Source organism: Flavobacterium seoulense (genome assembly GCF_000695795.1).
In the GTDB taxonomy this organism is placed as follows: domain Bacteria; phylum Bacteroidota; class Bacteroidia; order Flavobacteriales; family Flavobacteriaceae; genus Flavobacterium; species Flavobacterium seoulense.
Map to the genome: position 1 here is coordinate 17,242 of NZ_JNCA01000022.1, position 18,661 is coordinate 35,902.

At 32.6% G+C, this 18,661-nt stretch carries 22 protein-coding genes and 2 tRNA genes; 10 read left to right on the top strand and 14 right to left on the bottom strand.

What is annotated here, in order from left to right; translation table 11 throughout:
- Positions 1-44: 44 nt before the first annotated feature.
- The 4 genes from mutS (at position 45) to FEM21_RS11790 (ending at position 3,427) form a co-directional block, all read left to right on the top strand.
- The gene (gene mutS / locus FEM21_RS11775) at positions 45-2,651 is read left to right on the top strand and encodes a DNA mismatch repair protein MutS (RefSeq protein WP_035660606.1); all 2,607 of its coding nucleotides are present in this window, start codon (positions 45-47) and stop codon (positions 2,649-2,651) included.
- Between the two features lie 151 nt (positions 2,652-2,802).
- A tRNA-Gly gene (locus FEM21_RS11780) sits at positions 2,803-2,875 on the top strand.
- Positions 2,876-2,888: 13 nt separating this feature from the next.
- Positions 2,889-2,974 (top strand) — tRNA-Leu (locus FEM21_RS11785).
- Positions 2,975-3,079: 105 nt separating this feature from the next.
- On the top strand, positions 3,080-3,427 hold the full coding sequence (locus FEM21_RS11790) for a DUF1508 domain-containing protein (RefSeq protein WP_035660607.1): 348 nt from the start codon (positions 3,080-3,082) through the stop codon (positions 3,425-3,427).
- Between the two features lie 91 nt (positions 3,428-3,518).
- On the opposite strand, the gene FEM21_RS11795 is transcribed toward FEM21_RS11790, so the two are convergent.
- Both FEM21_RS11795 and FEM21_RS11800 read right to left on the bottom strand, forming a co-directional pair.
- Complete coding sequence (locus tag FEM21_RS11795) at positions 3,519-3,716, bottom strand: hypothetical protein (protein ID WP_035660608.1); 198 nt, start codon at positions 3,714-3,716, stop codon at positions 3,519-3,521.
- Between the two features lie 265 nt (positions 3,717-3,981).
- Entirely contained in the window at positions 3,982-5,217 is a 1,236-nt protein-coding gene (locus tag FEM21_RS11800; protein ID WP_035660686.1) for a 3-deoxy-D-manno-octulosonic acid transferase, read from the bottom strand.
- A 153-nt stretch (positions 5,218-5,370) separates the two neighbouring features.
- Between FEM21_RS11800 and FEM21_RS11805 the strand changes: the two genes are divergently transcribed.
- The 4 genes from FEM21_RS11805 (at position 5,371) to FEM21_RS11820 (ending at position 7,549) form a co-directional block, all read left to right on the top strand.
- Positions 5,371-6,504, top strand: coding sequence for a DegT/DnrJ/EryC1/StrS family aminotransferase (locus tag FEM21_RS11805; RefSeq protein WP_035660688.1), 1,134 nt, complete (start codon positions 5,371-5,373; stop codon positions 6,502-6,504).
- 3 nt (positions 6,505-6,507) lie between these two features.
- Positions 6,508-6,939, top strand: a complete 432-nt coding sequence (locus tag FEM21_RS11810) for a nuclear transport factor 2 family protein (protein ID WP_035660609.1) — start codon at positions 6,508-6,510, stop codon at positions 6,937-6,939.
- Between the two features lie 104 nt (positions 6,940-7,043).
- Complete coding sequence (locus tag FEM21_RS11815; protein WP_035660610.1) at positions 7,044-7,238, top strand: hypothetical protein; 195 nt, start codon at positions 7,044-7,046, stop codon at positions 7,236-7,238.
- A complete protein-coding gene (locus tag FEM21_RS11820; RefSeq protein ID WP_035660611.1) occupies positions 7,223-7,549 on the top strand; it encodes a hypothetical protein in 327 nt (108 codons plus the stop codon). Before FEM21_RS11815 ends, FEM21_RS11820 begins: the two co-directional genes overlap by 16 nt.
- Positions 7,550-7,595: 46 nt before the next feature.
- On the opposite strand, the gene FEM21_RS11825 is transcribed toward FEM21_RS11820, so the two are convergent.
- The 12 genes from FEM21_RS11825 to FEM21_RS11885 form a co-directional block, all read right to left on the bottom strand.
- The gene (locus FEM21_RS11825) at positions 7,596-7,847 is read right to left on the bottom strand and encodes a hypothetical protein (RefSeq protein ID WP_035660612.1); all 252 of its coding nucleotides are present in this window, start codon (positions 7,845-7,847) and stop codon (positions 7,596-7,598) included.
- 84 nt (positions 7,848-7,931) lie between these two features.
- The gene (locus FEM21_RS11830; RefSeq protein WP_035660613.1) at positions 7,932-8,315 is read right to left on the bottom strand and encodes a DUF3037 domain-containing protein; all 384 of its coding nucleotides are present in this window, start codon (positions 8,313-8,315) and stop codon (positions 7,932-7,934) included.
- Positions 8,293-9,081: a HipA family kinase gene (locus tag FEM21_RS11835; protein WP_035660614.1), complete on the bottom strand. Its 789-nt coding sequence runs from the start codon at positions 9,079-9,081 to the stop codon at positions 8,293-8,295. The genes FEM21_RS11830 and FEM21_RS11835 overlap by 23 nt, the downstream gene beginning before the upstream one ends.
- A 272-nt stretch (positions 9,082-9,353) precedes the next feature.
- Positions 9,354-10,226, bottom strand: a complete 873-nt coding sequence (gene fabD / locus FEM21_RS11840) for an ACP S-malonyltransferase (protein ID WP_035660615.1) — start codon at positions 10,224-10,226, stop codon at positions 9,354-9,356.
- 244 nt (positions 10,227-10,470) lie between these two features.
- Positions 10,471-10,998: a YceI family protein gene (locus FEM21_RS11845; RefSeq protein ID WP_035660616.1), complete on the bottom strand. Its 528-nt coding sequence runs from the start codon at positions 10,996-10,998 to the stop codon at positions 10,471-10,473.
- 172 nt (positions 10,999-11,170) lie between these two features.
- Positions 11,171-12,535, bottom strand: coding sequence for a sensor histidine kinase (locus FEM21_RS11850; protein WP_035660617.1), 1,365 nt, complete (start codon positions 12,533-12,535; stop codon positions 11,171-11,173).
- A gap of 3 nt (positions 12,536-12,538) precedes the next feature.
- Positions 12,539-13,213, bottom strand: a complete 675-nt coding sequence (locus tag FEM21_RS11855; protein WP_035660618.1) for a response regulator transcription factor — start codon at positions 13,211-13,213, stop codon at positions 12,539-12,541.
- 171 nt (positions 13,214-13,384) lie between these two features.
- Positions 13,385-13,915, bottom strand: a complete 531-nt coding sequence (locus FEM21_RS11865; RefSeq protein WP_035660620.1) for an NADPH-dependent FMN reductase — start codon at positions 13,913-13,915, stop codon at positions 13,385-13,387.
- Between the two features lie 77 nt (positions 13,916-13,992).
- Complete coding sequence (locus FEM21_RS11870) at positions 13,993-14,400, bottom strand: OsmC family protein (RefSeq protein WP_035660623.1); 408 nt, start codon at positions 14,398-14,400, stop codon at positions 13,993-13,995.
- Between the two features lie 164 nt (positions 14,401-14,564).
- Complete coding sequence (locus FEM21_RS11875; protein ID WP_035660624.1) at positions 14,565-14,849, bottom strand: GNAT family N-acetyltransferase; 285 nt, start codon at positions 14,847-14,849, stop codon at positions 14,565-14,567.
- Positions 14,850-14,861: 12 nt separating this feature from the next.
- The gene (locus FEM21_RS11880; RefSeq protein ID WP_035660625.1) at positions 14,862-15,578 is read right to left on the bottom strand and encodes a pirin family protein; all 717 of its coding nucleotides are present in this window, start codon (positions 15,576-15,578) and stop codon (positions 14,862-14,864) included.
- A gap of 175 nt (positions 15,579-15,753) precedes the next feature.
- Positions 15,754-16,332, bottom strand: coding sequence for a Crp/Fnr family transcriptional regulator (locus FEM21_RS11885; RefSeq protein WP_035660626.1), 579 nt, complete (start codon positions 16,330-16,332; stop codon positions 15,754-15,756).
- Between the two features lie 265 nt (positions 16,333-16,597).
- Here FEM21_RS11885 and FEM21_RS11890 point away from each other — a divergent pair, with 265 nt between their 5' ends.
- Together FEM21_RS11890 and FEM21_RS11895 are read left to right on the top strand one after the other, a co-directional pair.
- Positions 16,598-17,197 carry an RNA polymerase sigma factor gene (locus FEM21_RS11890; RefSeq protein ID WP_035660627.1) on the top strand — a complete coding sequence of 200 codons (600 nt, stop codon included), beginning with the start codon at positions 16,598-16,600 and terminating at the stop codon, positions 17,195-17,197.
- 159 nt (positions 17,198-17,356) lie between these two features.
- Entirely contained in the window at positions 17,357-18,532 is a 1,176-nt protein-coding gene (locus FEM21_RS11895) for a FecR family protein (protein WP_051627583.1), read from the top strand.
- Positions 18,533-18,661 lie beyond the last annotated feature (129 nt).

Sequence of the window (18,661 nt, forward strand, 5' to 3'; positions counted from 1 at the left end):
TTAAATTCGCCTCTCATTTTCTAATAAATTAAACACAAAATAAATTGGCATCTAAAGAGAAAGTAGTTAAGGAAACACCATTAATGAAGCAGTATAATGAGATAAAAAGAAAGTATCCTGATGCTTGTTTATTGTTTAGAGTGGGTGATTTTTATGAAACATTTGGTGAAGATGCCATTCGTTCGGCAAAAATATTAGGAATTACATTAACAAAAAGGGGTGCGGGCTCAGAAACCGAAACGGCTTTAGCGGGATTTCCACATCATTCTATTAATACTTATTTGCCAAAATTAGTCAAGGCCGGTCTTCGCGTTGCTATTTGCGATCAGCTTGAAGATCCTAAAATGACTAAAACTATTGTGAAACGTGGTGTGACCGAATTAGTAACTCCGGGAGTTTCTATGAATGATGAGGTTTTACATTCTAAAACAAATAACTTTTTAGCATCCGTTTATTTTTCGAATAAAGCGATAGGGATTTCTTTTCTCGATGTTTCTACAGGTGAGTTTTTGACAGCTCAGGGAAATGCTGAATACATTGACAAATTATTGCAGAATTTCAATCCATCAGAAGTTTTGATCCAAAAAAATAATAAGAATGATTTCAAAACTAACTTTGGTGAAGATTATCATTGTTTTTATTTAGAAGACTGGGTTTATAAAGAAGATTATGCTTTTGAAACTTTGACAAAACATTTTCAAACCATTTCTTTAAAAGGTTTTGGAGTCGAAGATTTGAAAGAAGGAATTATAGCTTCGGGTGCTGTTTTGTATTATTTGTCCGAAACACAACACAACAAAGTACAACATATTACAGCAATTCAGCGTATTGCCGAAGATGCTTATGTGTGGATGGACCGATTTACGATTCGAAATCTAGAATTGTATCATAGTTATAATCCAAATGCAGTTACGCTTTTGGATGTAATTGATAAAACGCTTTCGCCAATGGGTGGGCGTTTGCTTAAACGTTGGTTGGCTTTACCGTTAAAAGATGCTAATAAAGTGCAAAGCCGTCATCAGGTAGTGGCGTATTTGAAAGAAAATCAGGAAGTGTTGCAAAAAATGCAATACCAAATCAAGCAAGTTTCCGATTTAGAACGATTGATTTCTAAAATTGCAGCAGGCAAAGTATCGCCTCGGGAAGTAGTTTATTTAAAAGAATCATTAGATGCTATTATTCCAATAAAAAGCCTGGCTTTAGAAAGTAAACAGGAAGCAGTAAAGGTAATTGGTGATAGTTTACATAGCTGTGATTTATTACGCGAAAAAATAAAAACCACTTTAAATCAGGATGCGCCGGTGGCTATTGCCAAAGGAAATGCAATTGCTAAAGGAGTAAATGAGGAATTAGACGAATTGCGTGCGATTTCGACTTCGGGAAAAGAGTTCTTGGAAGGAATTGAAGCAAGAGAATCAGAACGTACTGGAATTTCTTCATTGAAGATTTCGTTTAATAATGTTTTTGGTTATTATATTGAAGTTAGAAATACACATAAAGATAAAGTTCCGTCAGAATGGATAAGAAAACAAACGCTTGTAAATGCGGAACGTTATATTACCGAAGAATTAAAAGAATACGAAGCAAAAATTCTGGGTGCCGAAGAAAAAATTCACAAAATTGAATCGGAATTATTCGAGCAATTAGTAGCTTGGATTTCGACATATATCAAACCTGTTCAGTTGAATGCTAATTTGGTGGCGCAACTGGATTGTTTGTGTTCGTTTACACAATTGGCTATCGAGAATAATTATGTTTGTCCAGAATTGGATGAAACTTTTGATCTGGATATCAAAAACGGAAGACATCCGGTTATTGAAAAACAATTGCCGGTAGGTGTGCCGTATATTGCTAATGATGTTTTCTTAGATAGAGAAACCCAGCAGTTAATTATGATTACCGGTCCTAACATGTCGGGTAAGTCGGCTATTTTGCGTCAAACAGCTTTGATTGTGCTTTTGGCTCAAATGGGAAGTTTTGTTCCTGCTGATAGCGTTAAAATGGGACTTGTCGATAAAATATTCACCAGAGTAGGAGCGAGTGATAATATTTCGATGGGAGAATCTACTTTCATGGTCGAAATGAATGAAACGGCTTCGATTTTGAATAATATCTCCGATAGAAGTTTGGTTTTATTGGACGAAATTGGAAGAGGAACCAGTACCTATGACGGAATTTCGATTGCCTGGGCGATTGCCGAATATTTGCACGAACATCCTTCGAAACCAAAAACATTATTTGCTACGCATTATCATGAGTTAAATGAGATGAGCGAATCTTTGTCCCGAATTCAGAATTATAATGTCTCGGTAAAAGAATTAAAAGATAATGTGCTTTTTATTCGAAAGTTAGTCAAAGGCGGAAGTGCGCATAGTTTTGGTATTCATGTGGCAAAAATGGCAGGAATGCCTCAAATTGTGATTTCGAAAGCGCAGAAGATTTTGAAAAAACTAGAGAAAGATCATTCTGGTGATGCTTTGAACGGAATCAAATCGGAGAAAGAAGAAATGCAGATGAGTTTCTTTAATCTTGATGATCCATTATTAGAAGAAATTAAAGAAGAGATTTTAAATATCGATATTAATACGGTTACTCCTGTTGAGGCTTTGATGAAGTTAAACGAAATTAAAAGAATGCTTACCAGAAAATAATTTTTTTACTTTTTTAAAGTGAAGTAAATCAAAAGCTTAAAAAAAAGATTGATTATTTTTTGAAAAAACGCTTGTGTAATCGAAAAAAGCTCTTAAATTTGCATCCGCAATACAGAACAAGTATCGCGGTTCTTTTTTAGAATTGATAAGTGCGAAAATAGCTCAGTTGGTAGAGCGCGACCTTGCCAAGGTCGAGGTCGCGGGTTCGAGCCCCGTTTTTCGCTCGATTAACATCACGCTCGGATGGTGAAATTGGTAGACACGCTGGACTTAAAATCCAGTGAACAGCAATGTTCGTGCGGGTTCAAGTCCCGCTCTGAGTACAAAGAAAGCTTCAAACAAATGTTTGGAGCTTTTTTTATTTGTATTAAATTCGTTTGTAATTTGTTTTTTGAATCCTGGATAATTGGAATTTAGAATAAAAAAATATGGGAACTTTTGTTATTAGTAAAAGATTTAGCGGTGATTATAAGTTTGAATTTACTTCTAGAAAAGGAAAGACTATTTTTACAAGTAATGCTTATGAGTTGCGAATGGATTGTGAGGCTGATGCTGAGTATTTACGAACTGTTTTTGAAAGCTGTTCTTTTGTTAAGTTTAAAACGTCTAAAGGGAAGTTTTTCTTTAGGGTGGTAATTGAGGGTAGAGTTGTGGCTGTGAGTCGAAAATACAGTACAGAATTGATGGTTCAGAAAGGAATTGATGAGATTGTTAAGTATGGGGCAAAAGCTGAGATATTAGATTTTGCTAATAATGATTTTGAATTTATCGATTAGCTAAATTTTAATTGCTTTTTTTAAATCTCGTTTTTGGGTATAAAAAAAGCCGTCACAATGTGAACGGCTTATTTTTTACTGTAATTTAAAATTACTTAGCAGCTTCTTCTGTAGCTGGAGCAGCAACAGTATCAGTAGTTGTAGAAGTTGAGTCAACAACAACAGCAGTAGTATCAACAACAACAGCAGTAGTATCAACAGCTACTTCTTCAGCAGGAGCCTCAGCTTTTTTACAAGATACAACAGTTAAAACAGCAACAACAGCTAAACTTAAAAATACTTTTTTCATCTTACTTTATTATAAAAGGTTAATTATTAATTCGAGGCAAAGATATAAAATTTTTGATATGTAAAATATTTTTTCATTTTTTTTTTAAAATATTATTCGATTATATTTTCTTGCCAAAAAGTTCGCTTTAACAATCAAAATAGTATTTATTTAAAATAGTTTATCAAAACATTTGTTTTTTTTGAATTCGTATTTTAAATCATTTGATTTTTAAAGGTTTATCTTGAAAGACAAAATCAGAAAATTTTTTTTAAAACTGTAGATTTTATTTTTGTTTGATGTTTTCTAAAATCATCTTCGTCGCTCCTTTGTTTGTGTTTACAAATTCACTTGCTGTTTGACCTTTTTCCTGACGGATATTTTGGTTTGTAATTAATGTGTCAAAAGCATTTGAAAGTTCTTTTTCATCAGTTATGCTCATGCAGGCTTTTAGATTCACTAAATCGATAGCTTCGGCAAAATGAGAAAAGTTAGGTCCAATAACAATTGGAACGCCAAAAGTAGCGGGTTCTAAAAGATTATGTACGCCGGGATTTCCGAAACCACCACCCACATAAGCAATATCAGCATAACTGTATATTTTTGTCAAAATGCCGATAGTATCAATGATAAACACATTAAAATCGGCAAGGTTTTTATGTTCTTTTTCCGAAAAAAGAACTGTTTTTTTAGTAATACTGTTTTGTAATTGCTGTATTTGTTCCGCTTTGATATTGTGAGGGGCAATGATAAATTTTACATTTAGGGAAGTTGAATTGATGTAGTCAACTAATAGATTTTCGTCTTTTGGCCAGGAACTTCCAATAACAATAGTTAGCGTGTTATTTTTAAATTCTGAAATAAAATCCAGTGAATTGTCTTTTTCTAAAATGGCGGCAACGCGATCAAAGCGGGTGTCGCCTGAAATGATAACATTCGTTTTGCCTAATTGTAGTAATAATTGTTTTGAAGCTTCATTTTGTACAAAAAAACGAGTAAAAGTGTTTAATGCATTTCTATAAAACTGACCATACCATTTAAAAAAGAGCTGATTTTCTCTGAAAATTCCCGAAATTAGATAAGTTGGTGTGTTGTATTTTTTTAATTCGTTTAGATAATTAGGCCAATATTCGTATTTGATAAAAAACGCTATTTCCGGATGAACCAATTTTATGAATTTTTGAGCATTGCTTTTGATGTCCAAAGGTAGATAAATGGTAACATCTGCAACGTTATTGTTTTTTCGAACTTCATAACCAGACGGAGAAAAGAAAGTTACAACAATTTTATGTGAAGGATATTTTTCTTTGATTTTTTCGATAACAGGAAGTCCTTGTTCATATTCGCCAAGTGAAGCCGCATGAAACCAAATGGTTTTGTCCTGAGGATTTATTTTTTGCGAAAGTATTTCAAAAACTGTTTTTCTTCCGTCAACAAAAAGTTTCATTTTTGGGTTAAACAATGCGATAATTTTCAATAAAAAATCGGCTAATGTTATGATGATATTGTATAGAAAAAGCATTCGGATAATTTTTGGCGCTAAAATACATTTTCTTTGGCTTAAAATCATTGGTTTGAAATCAATAATACCTATTTTTGTTTCCGTTTTATGAAAGTTTTGTCGTTGCCGAAGAAGTGTAAAAACAACAGCTTTCTAACTATTAATAAAGTTGAAATGAAGAAAATTCAAATGGTTGACTTAAAAAGTCAATACGATAAAATTGCTGCTACAGTAAATACTTCTATTCAGGAAGTTTTGGATACCAATACTTATATCAATGGACCTCAGGTGCATCAATTTCAAAAAGCTCTCGAAGATTATTTGGGCGTAAAACACGTAATTCCATGTGCGAATGGAACTGATGCTTTGCAAATTGCGATGATGGGATTAGATTTAAAACCAGGTGATGAGGTTATTACTGCCGATTTTACTTTTGCAGCTACTGTTGAAGTTATTGCTTTGTTACAACTGACTCCGGTGTTAGTCGATGTTGATTTGGATAATATGAATATCTCATTAGAAAGAATCAAAGCGGCGATTACTCCAAAAACTAAGGCGATAGTTCCGGTACATTTGTTTGGTCGTGCGGCTAATATGGACGAAATTATGGCTTTGGCCAATGAACATAATTTGTATGTTATCGAAGATAATGCACAGGCTATTGGTGCTGATTTTATTTCAGCTTCAGGAACAAAAACTAAGGTAGGAACGATTGGTCATGTAGGAGCAACTTCGTTTTTTCCTTCTAAAAATCTAGGTTGTTATGGTGATGGTGGAGCTATTTTTACCAATGATGATGCCTTGGCGCACATCATTCGCGGAATTGTAAATCACGGAATGTACGAGCGTTACCATCATGATGTAGTAGGGGTAAATTCACGTTTAGATAGTATTCAGGCAGCTGTTTTAAATGCAAAATTGCCGTTCTTGAATGATTATAATACCGCTCGTCGTAATGCTGCTGCAAAATACAATGCTGCTTTATCTGCTCATGCAAATATTATAACGCCTTCATTTGATGCAAATGAAAACGACCATGTTTTTCATCAATATACATTGCGAATCATTAATGCTGACAGAAACGGATTGATGCAACATTTGTTAGACAAAGGAATTCCTTGTGCTATTTATTATCCAATTCCATTGCATTCGCAAAAAGCATATTTGGATGCAAGGTATAAAGAAGAAGATTTTCCAGTAACTAATCAATTGGTCAAAGAAGTGATTTCGTTACCAATGCACACCGAATTAGATGATGAGCAAATACAATTTATTACTGATAGTGTTTTAGAATTTTTAAATAAATAAAATATGAAAAAGTATTTTTTATGTTTAACCTTAGTTTTGATTTCATTTTCAAACTGGGCACAAACTAAATCAGAAAATGCTGTTGCAAACAGTGTTGAAGCTTTTCGAAAAGCATTAATTGATCCAACAGAAAGTAATTTGAAGGCTTTGACTTCAAAAGATTTAAGTTACGGACATTCAAGTGGCGTACTTGAAGATCAAAAAATTTTTATTAAAAAATTACTTAGTGGAGAATCTGATTTTGTGACCATCGAATTTCAAAATCAAAGTATTCAGCTTGTTGAAGATGTTGCAATTGTAAGACATAATTTGGCAGCACATACTAAAGATAGTGGTGTTGAAAAAGATATTAAAATTGGAAACGTACTTGTTTGGCAAAAACAAGAAAACAAATGGTTGTTAATAGCAAGACAAGCTTTTAAGTTACCTCAATAAGAAAAACTACAAATAGTAAAAATCCCAAATTGTCAAAATTGATGGTTTGGGATTTTTTGTTTTAAAGTATTAGTTGTAAATTCGTTAGAAGAAAAAGAAAGGTCATGAATGCAAAAGGGAAAAAATCTAAAATAGATAAAGTAGAAGAAGCTGCAGCTGCTTACGAGTTCTCTAAACAGAAGCAACAAGGAATTGATCACGCGACATTTGACTTTGATGCTGAATTCGAAAAAGGATTGACAGTAGAAGAAGCCAAAGCTGAATCTATTAGAAGAATTAGAGAATGGTGGGGAAAATAAAAATTATTTTTACTCCACAGGTAATCGATTTTCTAGATAATTTAGTCCAGATTTTGTATAAAGAAGAATATTTTGGATTTATTGAATCAGCTGAAGATTATGTAATAAAGATTTATTATGTAATTCCAGATATTATAAAATTAGGGATTCATAAGAAAACCCTACAATCATTAAAATATCTAGGTTCAAACTACATTTTTTATAAATCCAATAAAAGAACCATCTGGTATATTTTCTTCGAAAAAAAGAATCATAATTATTTGATTACTTCTATTTTAAATAATCATTGTGAAGAAGCAAAAGATTTATAAAAAAATCCCAAAGTGTCGAAATGATAGTTTGGGATTTTTTATTGAATTACTTTTTAGCAGCTTCTTTTAATTCGTTAGCCGCTTTATCTAACTTTTTTGCTCCTTTTTCAAGTAACTGACCTGTTTTAGACTGAGTCGAATCAATTGCTTTTTCTACTTTTTGAGATACAGTGTCTAATTTTTGATCTACTTCGGCGCCAACAGCTTCTTTAGCATCTTCAAGTTTGTCTTTAGTTTTATCTTGGCAGGAAACCATTGCAACAGCCATAAAAACTATTGCTAAAATTGTTTTTTTCATTTGTACTGTTTTATAATTAATGTTTGAATCTTGTTTTAAATATAAAAAAAAATCTTCCTGGATTTTAATTTACGAGAACTTAATTTATAAAACTAATTCAGAATATAATTTTTCGAAAGTCTTATCTAAATCGCTGCTGAATCCTGAATGCGGTCTTGAAGTTTGAATACTCGAACTTTTAATTGCAGTTAGCCATCTAAAACGCTCGTCTTTTTCAAATTGAGCAATAGGTCCTGCATTTTTTTTGCCTTCGCAAATGGCTACAAAAGATTCTAAATTGATTTTGAGTTGGGCGAGATCAAATTCGCTGCAAAAACAACTAATTTTAGCCTCAGGAATCTGATATTGAATTCGTAAATATTTTTGACGTTTGCAATAGAGCATCAAACCTACATTTATAAATTCTTCGCGTTCTACTCTTGGCACAACACGAATTACGGCGTAATCATATAAGTGTTGTTCTTGCATCTTGAGCTTGTTTTAAAAATAATTCTGCATTTTTCAGGCGTAAGCTTAAAAACTGGAAATAGACGTTTTTAATTTCTAACGGAGTTATGGTTTGATCTTCCCATTGCAACCAGTCTTCGGGGATTTGGTTTACAATTTCTTTTAAGATATTATCATTTAAGATTGCAATACATTCCTGATTTGCCTGTTCAAGTTTTGATGCTTTTGGTAATAAAACATGATCTTTAATGAATGCAAATGGCGTAAGAGCAGTTTTCTCCCAGTTAGTCCAGGAATGATGAAAATAAAACGATGCACCGTGATCGATTAACCAAAGTTCTTTTTTCCAGATTAAAAGATTGGTGTTTTTAAATGTTCGGTCAACATTAGTAATAAATGCATCAAGCCAAACAATTTTTGACGCTAATAAAGCTTCACAATCATTGGCAGCGGCATCATAGGTAATAGATCCTGATAAGTAATGTAATCCTAGATTTAGGCCTTGACTAAATTTTAATAAATCCTGAATTTCTTCATCGGCTTCTGTTCTTCCAAAGGCTTCATCTAAGTTTGCAAAAACTAATTCGGGAACGGGTAAACCCAATTGTTTGGCTATTTGACCGCCTAAAAATTCAGCAATTAAGGCTTTTACTCCGTGACCAGCTCCTCTAAATTTTAATACATATTTAAAATCATCATCAGCTTCAGCCAGAGCAGGTAAGGAGCCACCTTCCCGAAGCGGCGTAATATATCGGGTAACGTTTACTGTTCGTAAATCTAAATTCATAAATCTTGGAATTCTTTTAACAAAGATAGCCAATACCAATTGTATATTCAATATAGTTCAATTGCATTGTACTATTTTCATATTACATCGGCATTATACCAGAATCAATTGGTTTAATATATAAATTTGTTTGGGATAAATTACAGGATGACATTTGTTGTGCTAAATTCACTTTTTCTAAAAATAAAAAATCCTCAAAAACCTAAGTTGATGAGGATTCATAATTTATTGACTGATGACTAAAGACTGATCACTTGATCACTGAATACTATTTAAGCATTTGCAGTAGCAGCTTCTTTATTGATTTTTCCAATTAATCCGGTTAATACTTTTCCAGGACCAACTTCGGTAAACAAAGTCGCACCGTCAGCAATCATTTGTTGAACAGATTGCGTCCATTTTACAGGAGCAGTTAATTGAATAATTAAGTTTTTCTTGATTTCGTCAGCATCCGAAACTGCGCTTGCCGTTACGTTTTGGTAAACAGGGCAAATAGGAGTAGAGAAAGTAGTTGCTTCAATAGCAGCTGCCAGTTCTTCTCTTGCCGGTTCCATCATTGGTGAGTGGAAAGCGCCACCAACAGGTAATAATAAAGCACGTTTAGCACCTGCTTCTTTCATTTTTTCGCAGGCTAATTCTACAGCTTTAAATTCTCCAGAAATTACTAATTGTCCAGGGCAGTTGTAGTTTGCAGCAACGACAACTCCGTCGATAGCAGCACAAACTTCTTCTACAACATTATCTGCTAATCCTAAAACGGCAGCCATTGTTGAAGGAGTGATTTCGCAGGCTTTTTGCATAGCTAAAGCTCTTTGAGAAACTAATTTTAATCCGTCTTCAAAAGACAAAGCACCATTAGCCACTAAAGCTGAAAATTCTCCAAGTGAATGTCCTGCTACCATTTCCGGTTTGAAATCTTCTAAGGTTTTTGCTAAAATTACCGAGTGTAAAAATACAGCAGGCTGCGTAACTTTAGTTTCTTTTAATTCTTCGGCAGTTCCTTCAAACATAATATCTGTAATACGGAAACCTAATATTTCGTTTGCTTTTTCGAATAATTCTTTGGCTAATGGAGAGTTTTCATATAAATCTTTACCCATTCCTGTAAATTGTGCTCCCTGACCCGGAAATACGTATGCTTTCATCTGTAGTAGTTTTATTGTTTTTTATTTGTCAGATGTAATGCCTTAAGGCATTTCATATTTTTAATTTAATGATTAGCCCTTCGATTGCGTTCAGGGTGACGTTTGTTTGAACGATTGAAAGTTTACTCAATCGGGATGCAAAAATAGTATTTTTTTAGGATTTATCAGGAAAGATAAAAGCGGCTAAATTTCTTCATGAAATTTAGCCGCTTTTATGAGTATGAAAATCAGTTGTTGAAATTCTTTATGCTTGTATTAATTGTAATTCAATATTCAATTTTACCTCTTCACCTACTAAAACGCCACCTGTTTCAAGTGCCGAATTCCAGTTTAATCCCCAGTCTTTACGGTTAATTTTTCCTGAAATGTTCAGTCCGGCTTTAGTATTTCCCCAAGGATCTTTCATTAATCCGCTAAATTCAGTATCCAGCTTTACTGATTTTGTTACTCCTCTCAAGCTTAAATCACCTACCAATTCGAAATCATCGCCTCTTTTAGTAAAAGAAGTAGCTTTGAAAGTTAATTTAGGATGATTTTCTGCGTCAAAAAAGTCACCGCTTTTTAAATGATCGTCTCTGTCTGCGTTATTGGTATTGATTGAATTGATGTCGGCAGAAAATTCAATACTTGCATTTTCAAAATTATCGTCTTCGGTAGTAATTGTTGCTTCGTAAGAATCAAATTTTCCGGAAACATTAGTAAACATCATGTGTTTTACTTTAAAACCAATTTCTGAATGTGTCGAGTCAATAGTCCATTTTGTAGTTGCCATAATAGTATTTTTTAAATTGTTATTTCATTTTGATAAGACAAATTTACTGCAACAGTAAAAATGTATCGCTTAACCTAGATTAAGAAATTAAAACCTCAATAATAAACTTTTTATTGTCTGATTTTGAATAAGTTTTGCCTTTGAATAAAATAATCAATTTTTCAATATTGTATTATTGCTTTTTTTCGAAAGTAATATTCACGACAGTTCCTTTTCCTGTTTCTGACTGAATTTGGAGTTCACCATTGTGCATTCTGATGATTTTCATAGCTAATGGCAAGCCCAAACCATAGCCATTATATTTAGAAGCAATTTTTCCTCTAAAGAAAGGTTCGTATAAAAAAGGAATATCTTCAGGTGGAATTCCGATTCCGATATCCGTAATATCAACTTTAATTTTCGATTGATCTACTGATAGAGTTACAAAAACTTCGTCGTTATTAGAATATTTTACAGCATTCGAAATAATATTATTCAACGCTAATTCTAACAACGGACGATTGCATGGAATAGTCAACAACGATTCGTCTTCAGGAATAGATTTGAATTTAATATTAACGCGGTTGTCAGGAAATAAGGTGTCAATTGTAGCTTTTGCTTCTAATAACATTTCGTCCATTCGGGCAAAATCTAATACTTGCTTTCTGCCATCGTAGCCGGTTTGTGTCAGTTTTAAAAGACTTTCGGTAAGATTTCCCAGTTTGGAAGCCTGATTATTTATGTTCTCTAATGAATGAATATATTCTGATTTTTCCCTATCCTTGAGAAGCATAATTTCGGTTTCTGCAATGATAGTTGTAATGGGAGTTTTGAGCTCGTGCGAAGCATTATTAGTAAAATTTGCCTGAATTTCAAACGAAGTTTCTAATCGATCCAGCATGTCGTTAAAAGTCTTGGTAAGATCTGAAATCTCGTCTTTACCATCAGTGTCAGCCAGACGATTGTGTAAGTTGGAAGCGCTAATTCTATGTACTTCTTTTGTAATTAATGCAATTGGGTCTATGATTCTTCGGGCTAGAAACTGACCAAAAAAGTAAGCTACAATAATAAAACCAATACCTCCAAAGATTAAAATTTGCAAAATATAAATCATACTGGTGCTGCCCCGAAGATCTTTGGCTGTAACAATTACAATATATTTTTCTCCTGTTTCGTTAAAAATTTGACCATAATGATAACGGTAATCTTCTTCTATCCAGCCCGATCCTTTTTTTAATACATTAGAATAAAATGTTGGAGGAAGTTGTAATTCTTTATTTTGTTCAAAAGTATTTTGGTCATTTACTTTTAGAATAAAATCTTTTTCTTCAAATAATTCTTCTAGTCCGCCCTGTTTTAATTTTTTATAATAATCTTTTTTCTCGTTGTTTTTATGAGAATAGGCAGAAGAAGCCACTTTAGCTCTGTCCTGAAGTCTTTTTATAAAGTAATATTCGTTGTTTTGTTTAAACAAAGAAAAAATAACAATACATAAAAGCGAAGTACTAAAGCAGGAAAGCGCAATATAAGTAATGGTTATTTTTTTTCTAATTTGCATAGATTATGATTTTATAATATAGCCCAAACCTTTGATAGTGTGGATTAATTTATTTTGATAAGGTTTGTCTATTTTATTTCTTAGATAGTTAATGTAAACATCGACAACATTAGTATTCATGTCAAAATTGATGTCCCAGACGTTTTCTAATATTTTTTCTCTCGACAAAATAGTTTCGGCATTGTTGGCCAAATAATATAATAATTTGAATTCCTTAGCAGTTAACTGAATGGTTTCGCCGTTTCTTTTCACTGATTTTGCTCTGGTGTCAATTTCTAAATCGTCAATTTGAATGAGATTATTCGGTTTGTGTTCCTGACTTGATCTTCGGGCTAAAGCCGAAATTCGGGCTTCCAGTTCTGAGAATTTGAATGGTTTTACTAAATAATCATCGGCACCCGAATTTAATCCGGTAACAATGTTTTCGGTAGTTCCTAAAGCAGTTAAAAGTAAAATGGGAACAAAATTTTTAGCGGCTCTCAGTCGTCTGCAAATTTCGATTCCGTTAATATCCGGAAGCATGATGTCTAAAATGACAACATCAAAGTTGTAATTTGTAAGCATTTCGAGCGCTGTTGTTCCATCAAGAGCAACGCTTACTTCATTGTTTTTTTCCGAAAGTCCTTTTCGGATAATCGATAAAAGATTAGGTTCGTCTTCAACAATGAGTAAGTTCATAAAGCAGATTTTATATTTTACCAAAAATATATATTGTCTTCTTAAAATTATACAAAAAAAATGTTTAATATTTTTATTTTCTCGAATGCTGCGTTTTTATGATATTTATTGGTTTTTTTCGAATAAAAAAAGCGTTACAATTGTAACGCTTTTAGATGATTTTATAGAGAATTAAAGTTCTATTGATTGTATGATTTCGAGTAATTCGTCTTTCTTTTCTTTATTCGTAATTCCTTCGTTGCTGTTAAAATTGTCATTGAAATTAGGTAAAGAGAAACTTCCTTTTACATCAGCTCCCTGAAAAGGAAAGCGGTTTTTTGCAATTTCCAGAACAGTACTTCCGCCTCTTGGTCCTGGTGAAGTTGCTAAAATCAGGGTTTGTTTTTGCTGGAAAAACTTAGGATTAATACGCGAAGTCCAGTCAAAAATATTTTTGAAAGCCGTAGAATACGCACCATTGTGTTCAGCAAGTGAAACCACAACTAAATCAGCAGTTCCCAGTTTTTCAAAAAAATGATTTGCTAACTCAGGAATACCATTTTTAGCTTCTTTATCAAGAGAAAAAATAGGCATTTCGTAATCGTTTAAATCCAAAACTTCAACATCAGTATTTTTAAATTGTGAGGCAGCGTATTGAGCCAGTTGTTTGTTAATCGAATTTGTGCTCGATGAAGCACCAAAAGCAATAATTTTTTTTGCCATTTTTTATTAGTTTAAATGTAAGTTAATGTATTTATGAGATGAACAATTCTTTTGTTGTCGTTTTTTTTAAATGATAATTACAATTGTGTTTTCATTACTATTTTTCCTTTCAATATTTTTGAAACAGGACATTTATTAGCAATCAATAATAATCGTTCTTTTTGTTCTACGGTAATTTCATTAGAAAAAGTAATGTGTCTTGAAAAAATAGTTTCTAGTTCACCATCTGATTCCTGCTCGGCATTTACAGCAACATTGATTTCAGGAATGTCCCAGCCTTTACGGTCAATATACATTCGCAATGTGGCTAATGTACATCCCGCTAAAGAGGCCAATAGTGCCGAATAAGGATCTGGTCCAAGATCTTTTCCTCCGTTGATTTCAGGTTCGTCCATAATCAACTGGCCATTACGCCAGGAAATAGTGCATAAATATTTTTGAGAACCAATTGTTCCTACAATGTCTTTTTCTAATAATTTTTCCATATTATTTTTATAATTTTCAATTGCTTAGATCAATAACTTTTTCACCACTAATTCACGAATAATTAAATTTTTTATTACACAAATGATCAATTTTTTTTGATTGTAATTGGTGAGATTCAAGACATTGAATTTAAAAAATAATTCGTGAATTCGTGGTGAAAAAATTACAATACGTCGCTAAATTCAGGAGTTTTGTCAAAAACTTTTTTGGCAAATGGACATAGAGGAAGAATTTTGATTTCTTTTTCTCTCGCAAATGAAACGGCTTTTTCTACCATTTTTTGTCCAAAGCCTTTACCATTATGTCCCGGATTTACTTCAGTATGATCAATAATTATTTTATGTGGTCCAGCGAAAACAAAGGTCATTTTTGCTTCGGTTTTGCCGTCTATTTCTACGTAAAAATAACCTTTTCTTTCGTTGAATTCTAAACCTATAACTTCATTCATAATGTTATGTTTTTAGTAAGTCATTGGAACTTCCATTAATAAAAATTTAGCATCGCTTGTTGCTTTGATATCCAAAGTTTTAAAATCAGTAATTCCTAAACCATCGCGAGTTGCTAATTCTTGTCCGTCAACGGTAATTGTTCCTGAAATTACAAAAATATAGATTCCGTTACCTTCTTTTTTGATTTCGTAGCTTTTTGAAAAATCTTTGTCAAAATCAGCCAAATGAAACCAGGCATCCTGATGAATCCAAACTCCGGCATCATCTGGATTAGGAGATAAAACCTGAGCAAAATTATTTTTTTGTTCAGTTGTATCTAAAGTAATTTGTTGGTAACGAGGTGTTACATTTCTTGTTTTAGGAAACAACCAAATTTGGAATAACTTAGTACGTTGATCTGCATTTGGGTTAAATTCACTATGTTGAATTCCGGTTCCGGCACTCATAACCTGTACATCACCGGTTTTGATAGTTGCCGCATTTCCCATGCTGTCTTTGTGCGCTAAATCACCTTCAAGCGGAATAGTGATGATTTCCATATTATCGTGCGGATGTGTACCAAAACCCATTCCGGCTGCAATAGTATCATCGTTTAAAACGCGAAGTGAACCAAATTGTACTCTATCAGGATTGTACCAGCTTGCAAAACTAAAGCTGTGGTAAGCGTTTAACCATCCGTGATCTGCGTGTCCTCTTGTATCTGCTTTGTGAAAAATTGTAGTTGCCATGATATATTTTTTTATTTGTTAATTATTACATTACAAAGGTAGAACCATCGCAAGCGTTTTGCACTTAACCTAGATTAAGAAGTTATTTTTAAGTAAAAAGTGATAGTAATTGGTGATTATAAATCGCAAAGTCAAAGACTTTTTCGCCTAATTACTTTTTACTAATTACTAGTCACTAAGTACGTTTCAGCATTTTAGCCTTCATCTTACTAAAAAATTCAGGTGTTACCCCCAGATAAGAAGCGATTTGTTTTTGAGGAACCTTATGAATTAGGTCTTTGTGTTTTTTACAAAACTTCTCAAAACGTTCTTCGGCTGATAAGCTCAAACCATCCATCAGTCTTTCCTGATTAGCTACTAATGAGTTTTCGGTAAGGATTCTGAAGAAACGTTCCAGCTTTGGAATTTCGAGATACAATTCTTCCTGATTTTTTTTCGAAAGCAAAACAATTTCGGCATCTTCTAACACCTGAATAAATAAATTGCCCGGCTTTTGCGAAAGCAAACTGTACATATCTCCAATCCACCAGCCTTCGCAGGCAAAGTTCAAAACGTGTTCTACAATATTGTCATTAATGTTGAAACTTCTTAAAATACCTGAGTTTACAAAATAAGAATATTTACAAATTTCGCCTGAACTCAGCAAAATGCTTTTGGCTTTATAATGATGAATTTCGGTTTTACTTAAAAAAAGTTCTTTTTCTTCGGCAGTAAGCTGAACGTGCTTTTCAATATTTTGTATTATTAGAGACATTGTTCTTTTTTAAAATTTGCTTTGCAATATAGCCATTTTGCCTGGTTTGTTCTTTTTCTAATTTGAATTATTATTTTGGTTTTAGTTTCAAATAAAAATTTTAGACTAGTCTTTGAATTTGGTGTTTTTTATACATTTAATTTAGTTATTATTGTAATCCAAATTACTACTTTAGTGTGGAGCAACTTTTAAAACAAGAATTTCGAAAGTAAACACAGAAAATTATAATAGATTAATAATCCACATCTTTTAGAAGCGATTCATAATGTCTGAAACAAAAGCAATAAATAATAAAGTATTGGTTACAGCACTTATGGAAGGCAATGAGAAAGCCTTCGGTATGCTTTTTACTATGTACTGTAATGATGTGTATGCCTACAGTTTAAGTATGCTTAAAAATCAAATTCTTGCCGAAGAAATTGTTCAGGATGTATTTTTAAATATCTGGCTGCATAGAGAAAGGCTTAATGTTGATTTATCTTTCAAATCGTATGTGTTTACTATTACGCGTAATTTAACATTCAATCTTATTAGTAAAGTTGCCAATAGTCATAAGCTAAAAGACGAAGTTTTTTATGTAAGCCAAAAGTCATACAGTCCTATTGAAGATATTCTCGCTGATGCCGATTATGATGCTATCAAGCAAAAAGCTATTGAACAATTGCCTCCTAAACGCCGGATTATTTTCGAAATGTCGCGTAATAAAGAAATGAGTTACGAAGAAATAAGCAAAGAATTGAATATTTCGGTAAGTACTGTAAAAGGTCAAATGAGTAAAGCTTTGGCTGAAATCAGGACTTTTTTAGAGACTCATGGCGATGTTACACTTCTTATAATACTGTTATCTTCTCGTTGGTTAGAATAATTATTAGTTACTAATTATTGTTTTTTCTTCTCTTTTTTATTTTTTAATTCCTTTTGTTTGTTTCTGTTTTATTGTTATTTTTCTATTTTTCGAAAAAAATAATAATATAGAGTAGTACTTTTTATTTTCTCATCTGTATTATATATAAGAAAGTATATTATGCAACACGATACTCATATTCAAAATTTATTAAAAAAGTTCATCCTGAATCAATGTTCTAAGGAAGAAGTCGATCAGGTGGTACAGTATATTCAGGAATTAACAGACTCTAGCGGAATTCCATCTGTAGAAGAAGTCTTGGTAATTCTGGATAAAAAACCGGTGCTGAATGAACTTGATGTTATTCGTATTCAAAACAAAATATTAGCAACCTCTCAAGAATCAAAATCAACATTCAGAATCAAATCTTATTTTATAAAATATGCCGCCGCCGCAGTTCTTGTGGGAGCTTTAACCACAGCTTATTTCTTAAAAGATGTAAATTCTGATAAGCCAATTCCAACTGCTCCTGTAGTTGTTAAGGAAAATGTTCTTGAGCCAGGTTCTAACAAAGCGACACTTACGCTGGCAAATGGTTCGCAAGTAGCTTTAGTAAACGGTGCTTCGTTGCAAACGCAAAATGCAAAAAGCAATGGTGAAGAAATTGTTTATAATGCTAAAGAAGCAAATCCAGCTGAAATAACATACAACTACTTGACAATTCCAAGAGGAGGGAAATTTGTTATTAAATTATCTGATGGAACTCAGGTTTGGTTGAATTCAGAAACTAAATTAAAATTCCCGGTCGCTTTTATTGAAGGACAAACCAGAAAAGTAGAATTAGTATATGGAGAAGCTTATTTTGAGGTTTCGCCTAGTACCAAACATAAGGGAGCCCATTTTAAAGTACTTACTAATAAACAAGAAGTTGATGTTATAGGTACTGAATTTAATATCAAAGCTTACAAAGATGAAACTACTATTTACACCACCTTAGTCGAAGGAAAAGTAGATGTCAACATTGGAAAAGTAAAACAAAGATTAGTGCCAAATCAACAACTAAGTTTAAATAGTCTTACAAACAATTCGGTTTTGAAAAATGTAGATGTTTATAATGAAATATCTTGGAAAGAAGGTGTTTTTAGTTTCGAAAAAATTACACTTAAAGACATGACAAAAGTACTTTCCCGCTGGTATGATTTTGATTTTGTATTTAAAAATAAAGCAATTGAAAACGAAGTTTTTGATGGTGTTTTAAGAAAAAACCAAACCCTGGATGAAATTTTAAAGAGTATTAAATATTTTAAAATTATAAAAAACTATGAAATAAAAGACAAGCAAGTAATTCTGGAGTAAAAAGGAAAAAGTCTAGCATTGTTATGGAAAGCTAACTTTTTTATCTATTGTGTAACCAAACCAAACCAACCAAAAATTATGGAAATTAAAGCGCCTAATGTCTCTGTTTCTGCTAGAGAGAGACTATTT

What these genes read in the sequence shown, in the direction of transcription:
- FEM21_RS11895 (WP_051627583.1), top strand. Translation starts at nt 17,357, where the DNA reads ATGCAACACGATACTCATATTCAAAATTTATTAAAAAAGTTCATCCTG.
- FEM21_RS11795 (WP_035660608.1), bottom strand. Translation starts at nt 3,716, where the DNA reads ATGAAAAAAGTATTTTTAAGTTTAGCTGTTGTTGCTGTTTTAACTGTT.
- FEM21_RS11850 (WP_035660617.1), bottom strand. Translation starts at nt 12,535, where the DNA reads ATGCAAATTAGAAAAAAAATAACCATTACTTATATTGCGCTTTCCTGC.
- FEM21_RS11880 (WP_035660625.1), bottom strand. Translation starts at nt 15,578, where the DNA reads ATGGCAACTACAATTTTTCACAAAGCAGATACAAGAGGACACGCAGAT.
- FEM21_RS11835 (WP_035660614.1), bottom strand. Translation starts at nt 9,081, where the DNA reads ATGAATTTAGATTTACGAACAGTAAACGTTACCCGATATATTACGCCG.
- FEM21_RS11820 (WP_035660611.1), top strand. Translation starts at nt 7,223, where the DNA reads ATGGTGGGGAAAATAAAAATTATTTTTACTCCACAGGTAATCGATTTT.
- FEM21_RS11870 (WP_035660623.1), bottom strand. Translation starts at nt 14,400, where the DNA reads ATGGAAAAATTATTAGAAAAAGACATTGTAGGAACAATTGGTTCTCAA.
- FEM21_RS11805 (WP_035660688.1), top strand. Translation starts at nt 5,371, where the DNA reads ATGAAGAAAATTCAAATGGTTGACTTAAAAAGTCAATACGATAAAATT.
- FEM21_RS11875 (WP_035660624.1), bottom strand. Translation starts at nt 14,849, where the DNA reads ATGAATGAAGTTATAGGTTTAGAATTCAACGAAAGAAAAGGTTATTTT.
- FEM21_RS11890 (WP_035660627.1), top strand. Translation starts at nt 16,598, where the DNA reads ATGTCTGAAACAAAAGCAATAAATAATAAAGTATTGGTTACAGCACTT.
- FEM21_RS11885 (WP_035660626.1), bottom strand. Translation starts at nt 16,332, where the DNA reads ATGTCTCTAATAATACAAAATATTGAAAAGCACGTTCAGCTTACTGCC.
- FEM21_RS11815 (WP_035660610.1), top strand. Translation starts at nt 7,044, where the DNA reads ATGAATGCAAAAGGGAAAAAATCTAAAATAGATAAAGTAGAAGAAGCT.
- FEM21_RS11790 (WP_035660607.1), top strand. Translation starts at nt 3,080, where the DNA reads ATGGGAACTTTTGTTATTAGTAAAAGATTTAGCGGTGATTATAAGTTT.
- fabD (WP_035660615.1), bottom strand. Translation starts at nt 10,226, where the DNA reads ATGAAAGCATACGTATTTCCGGGTCAGGGAGCACAATTTACAGGAATG.
- FEM21_RS11845 (WP_035660616.1), bottom strand. Translation starts at nt 10,998, where the DNA reads ATGGCAACTACAAAATGGACTATTGACTCGACACATTCAGAAATTGGT.
- FEM21_RS11855 (WP_035660618.1), bottom strand. Translation starts at nt 13,213, where the DNA reads ATGAACTTACTCATTGTTGAAGACGAACCTAATCTTTTATCGATTATC.
- FEM21_RS11830 (WP_035660613.1), bottom strand. Translation starts at nt 8,315, where the DNA reads ATGCAAGAACAACACTTATATGATTACGCCGTAATTCGTGTTGTGCCA.
- FEM21_RS11825 (WP_035660612.1), bottom strand. Translation starts at nt 7,847, where the DNA reads ATGAAAAAAACAATTTTAGCAATAGTTTTTATGGCTGTTGCAATGGTT.
- FEM21_RS11800 (WP_035660686.1), bottom strand. Translation starts at nt 5,217, where the DNA reads ATGCTTTTTCTATACAATATCATCATAACATTAGCCGATTTTTTATTG.
- FEM21_RS11810 (WP_035660609.1), top strand. Translation starts at nt 6,508, where the DNA reads ATGAAAAAGTATTTTTTATGTTTAACCTTAGTTTTGATTTCATTTTCA.
- FEM21_RS11865 (WP_035660620.1), bottom strand. Translation starts at nt 13,915, where the DNA reads ATGGCAAAAAAAATTATTGCTTTTGGTGCTTCATCGAGCACAAATTCG.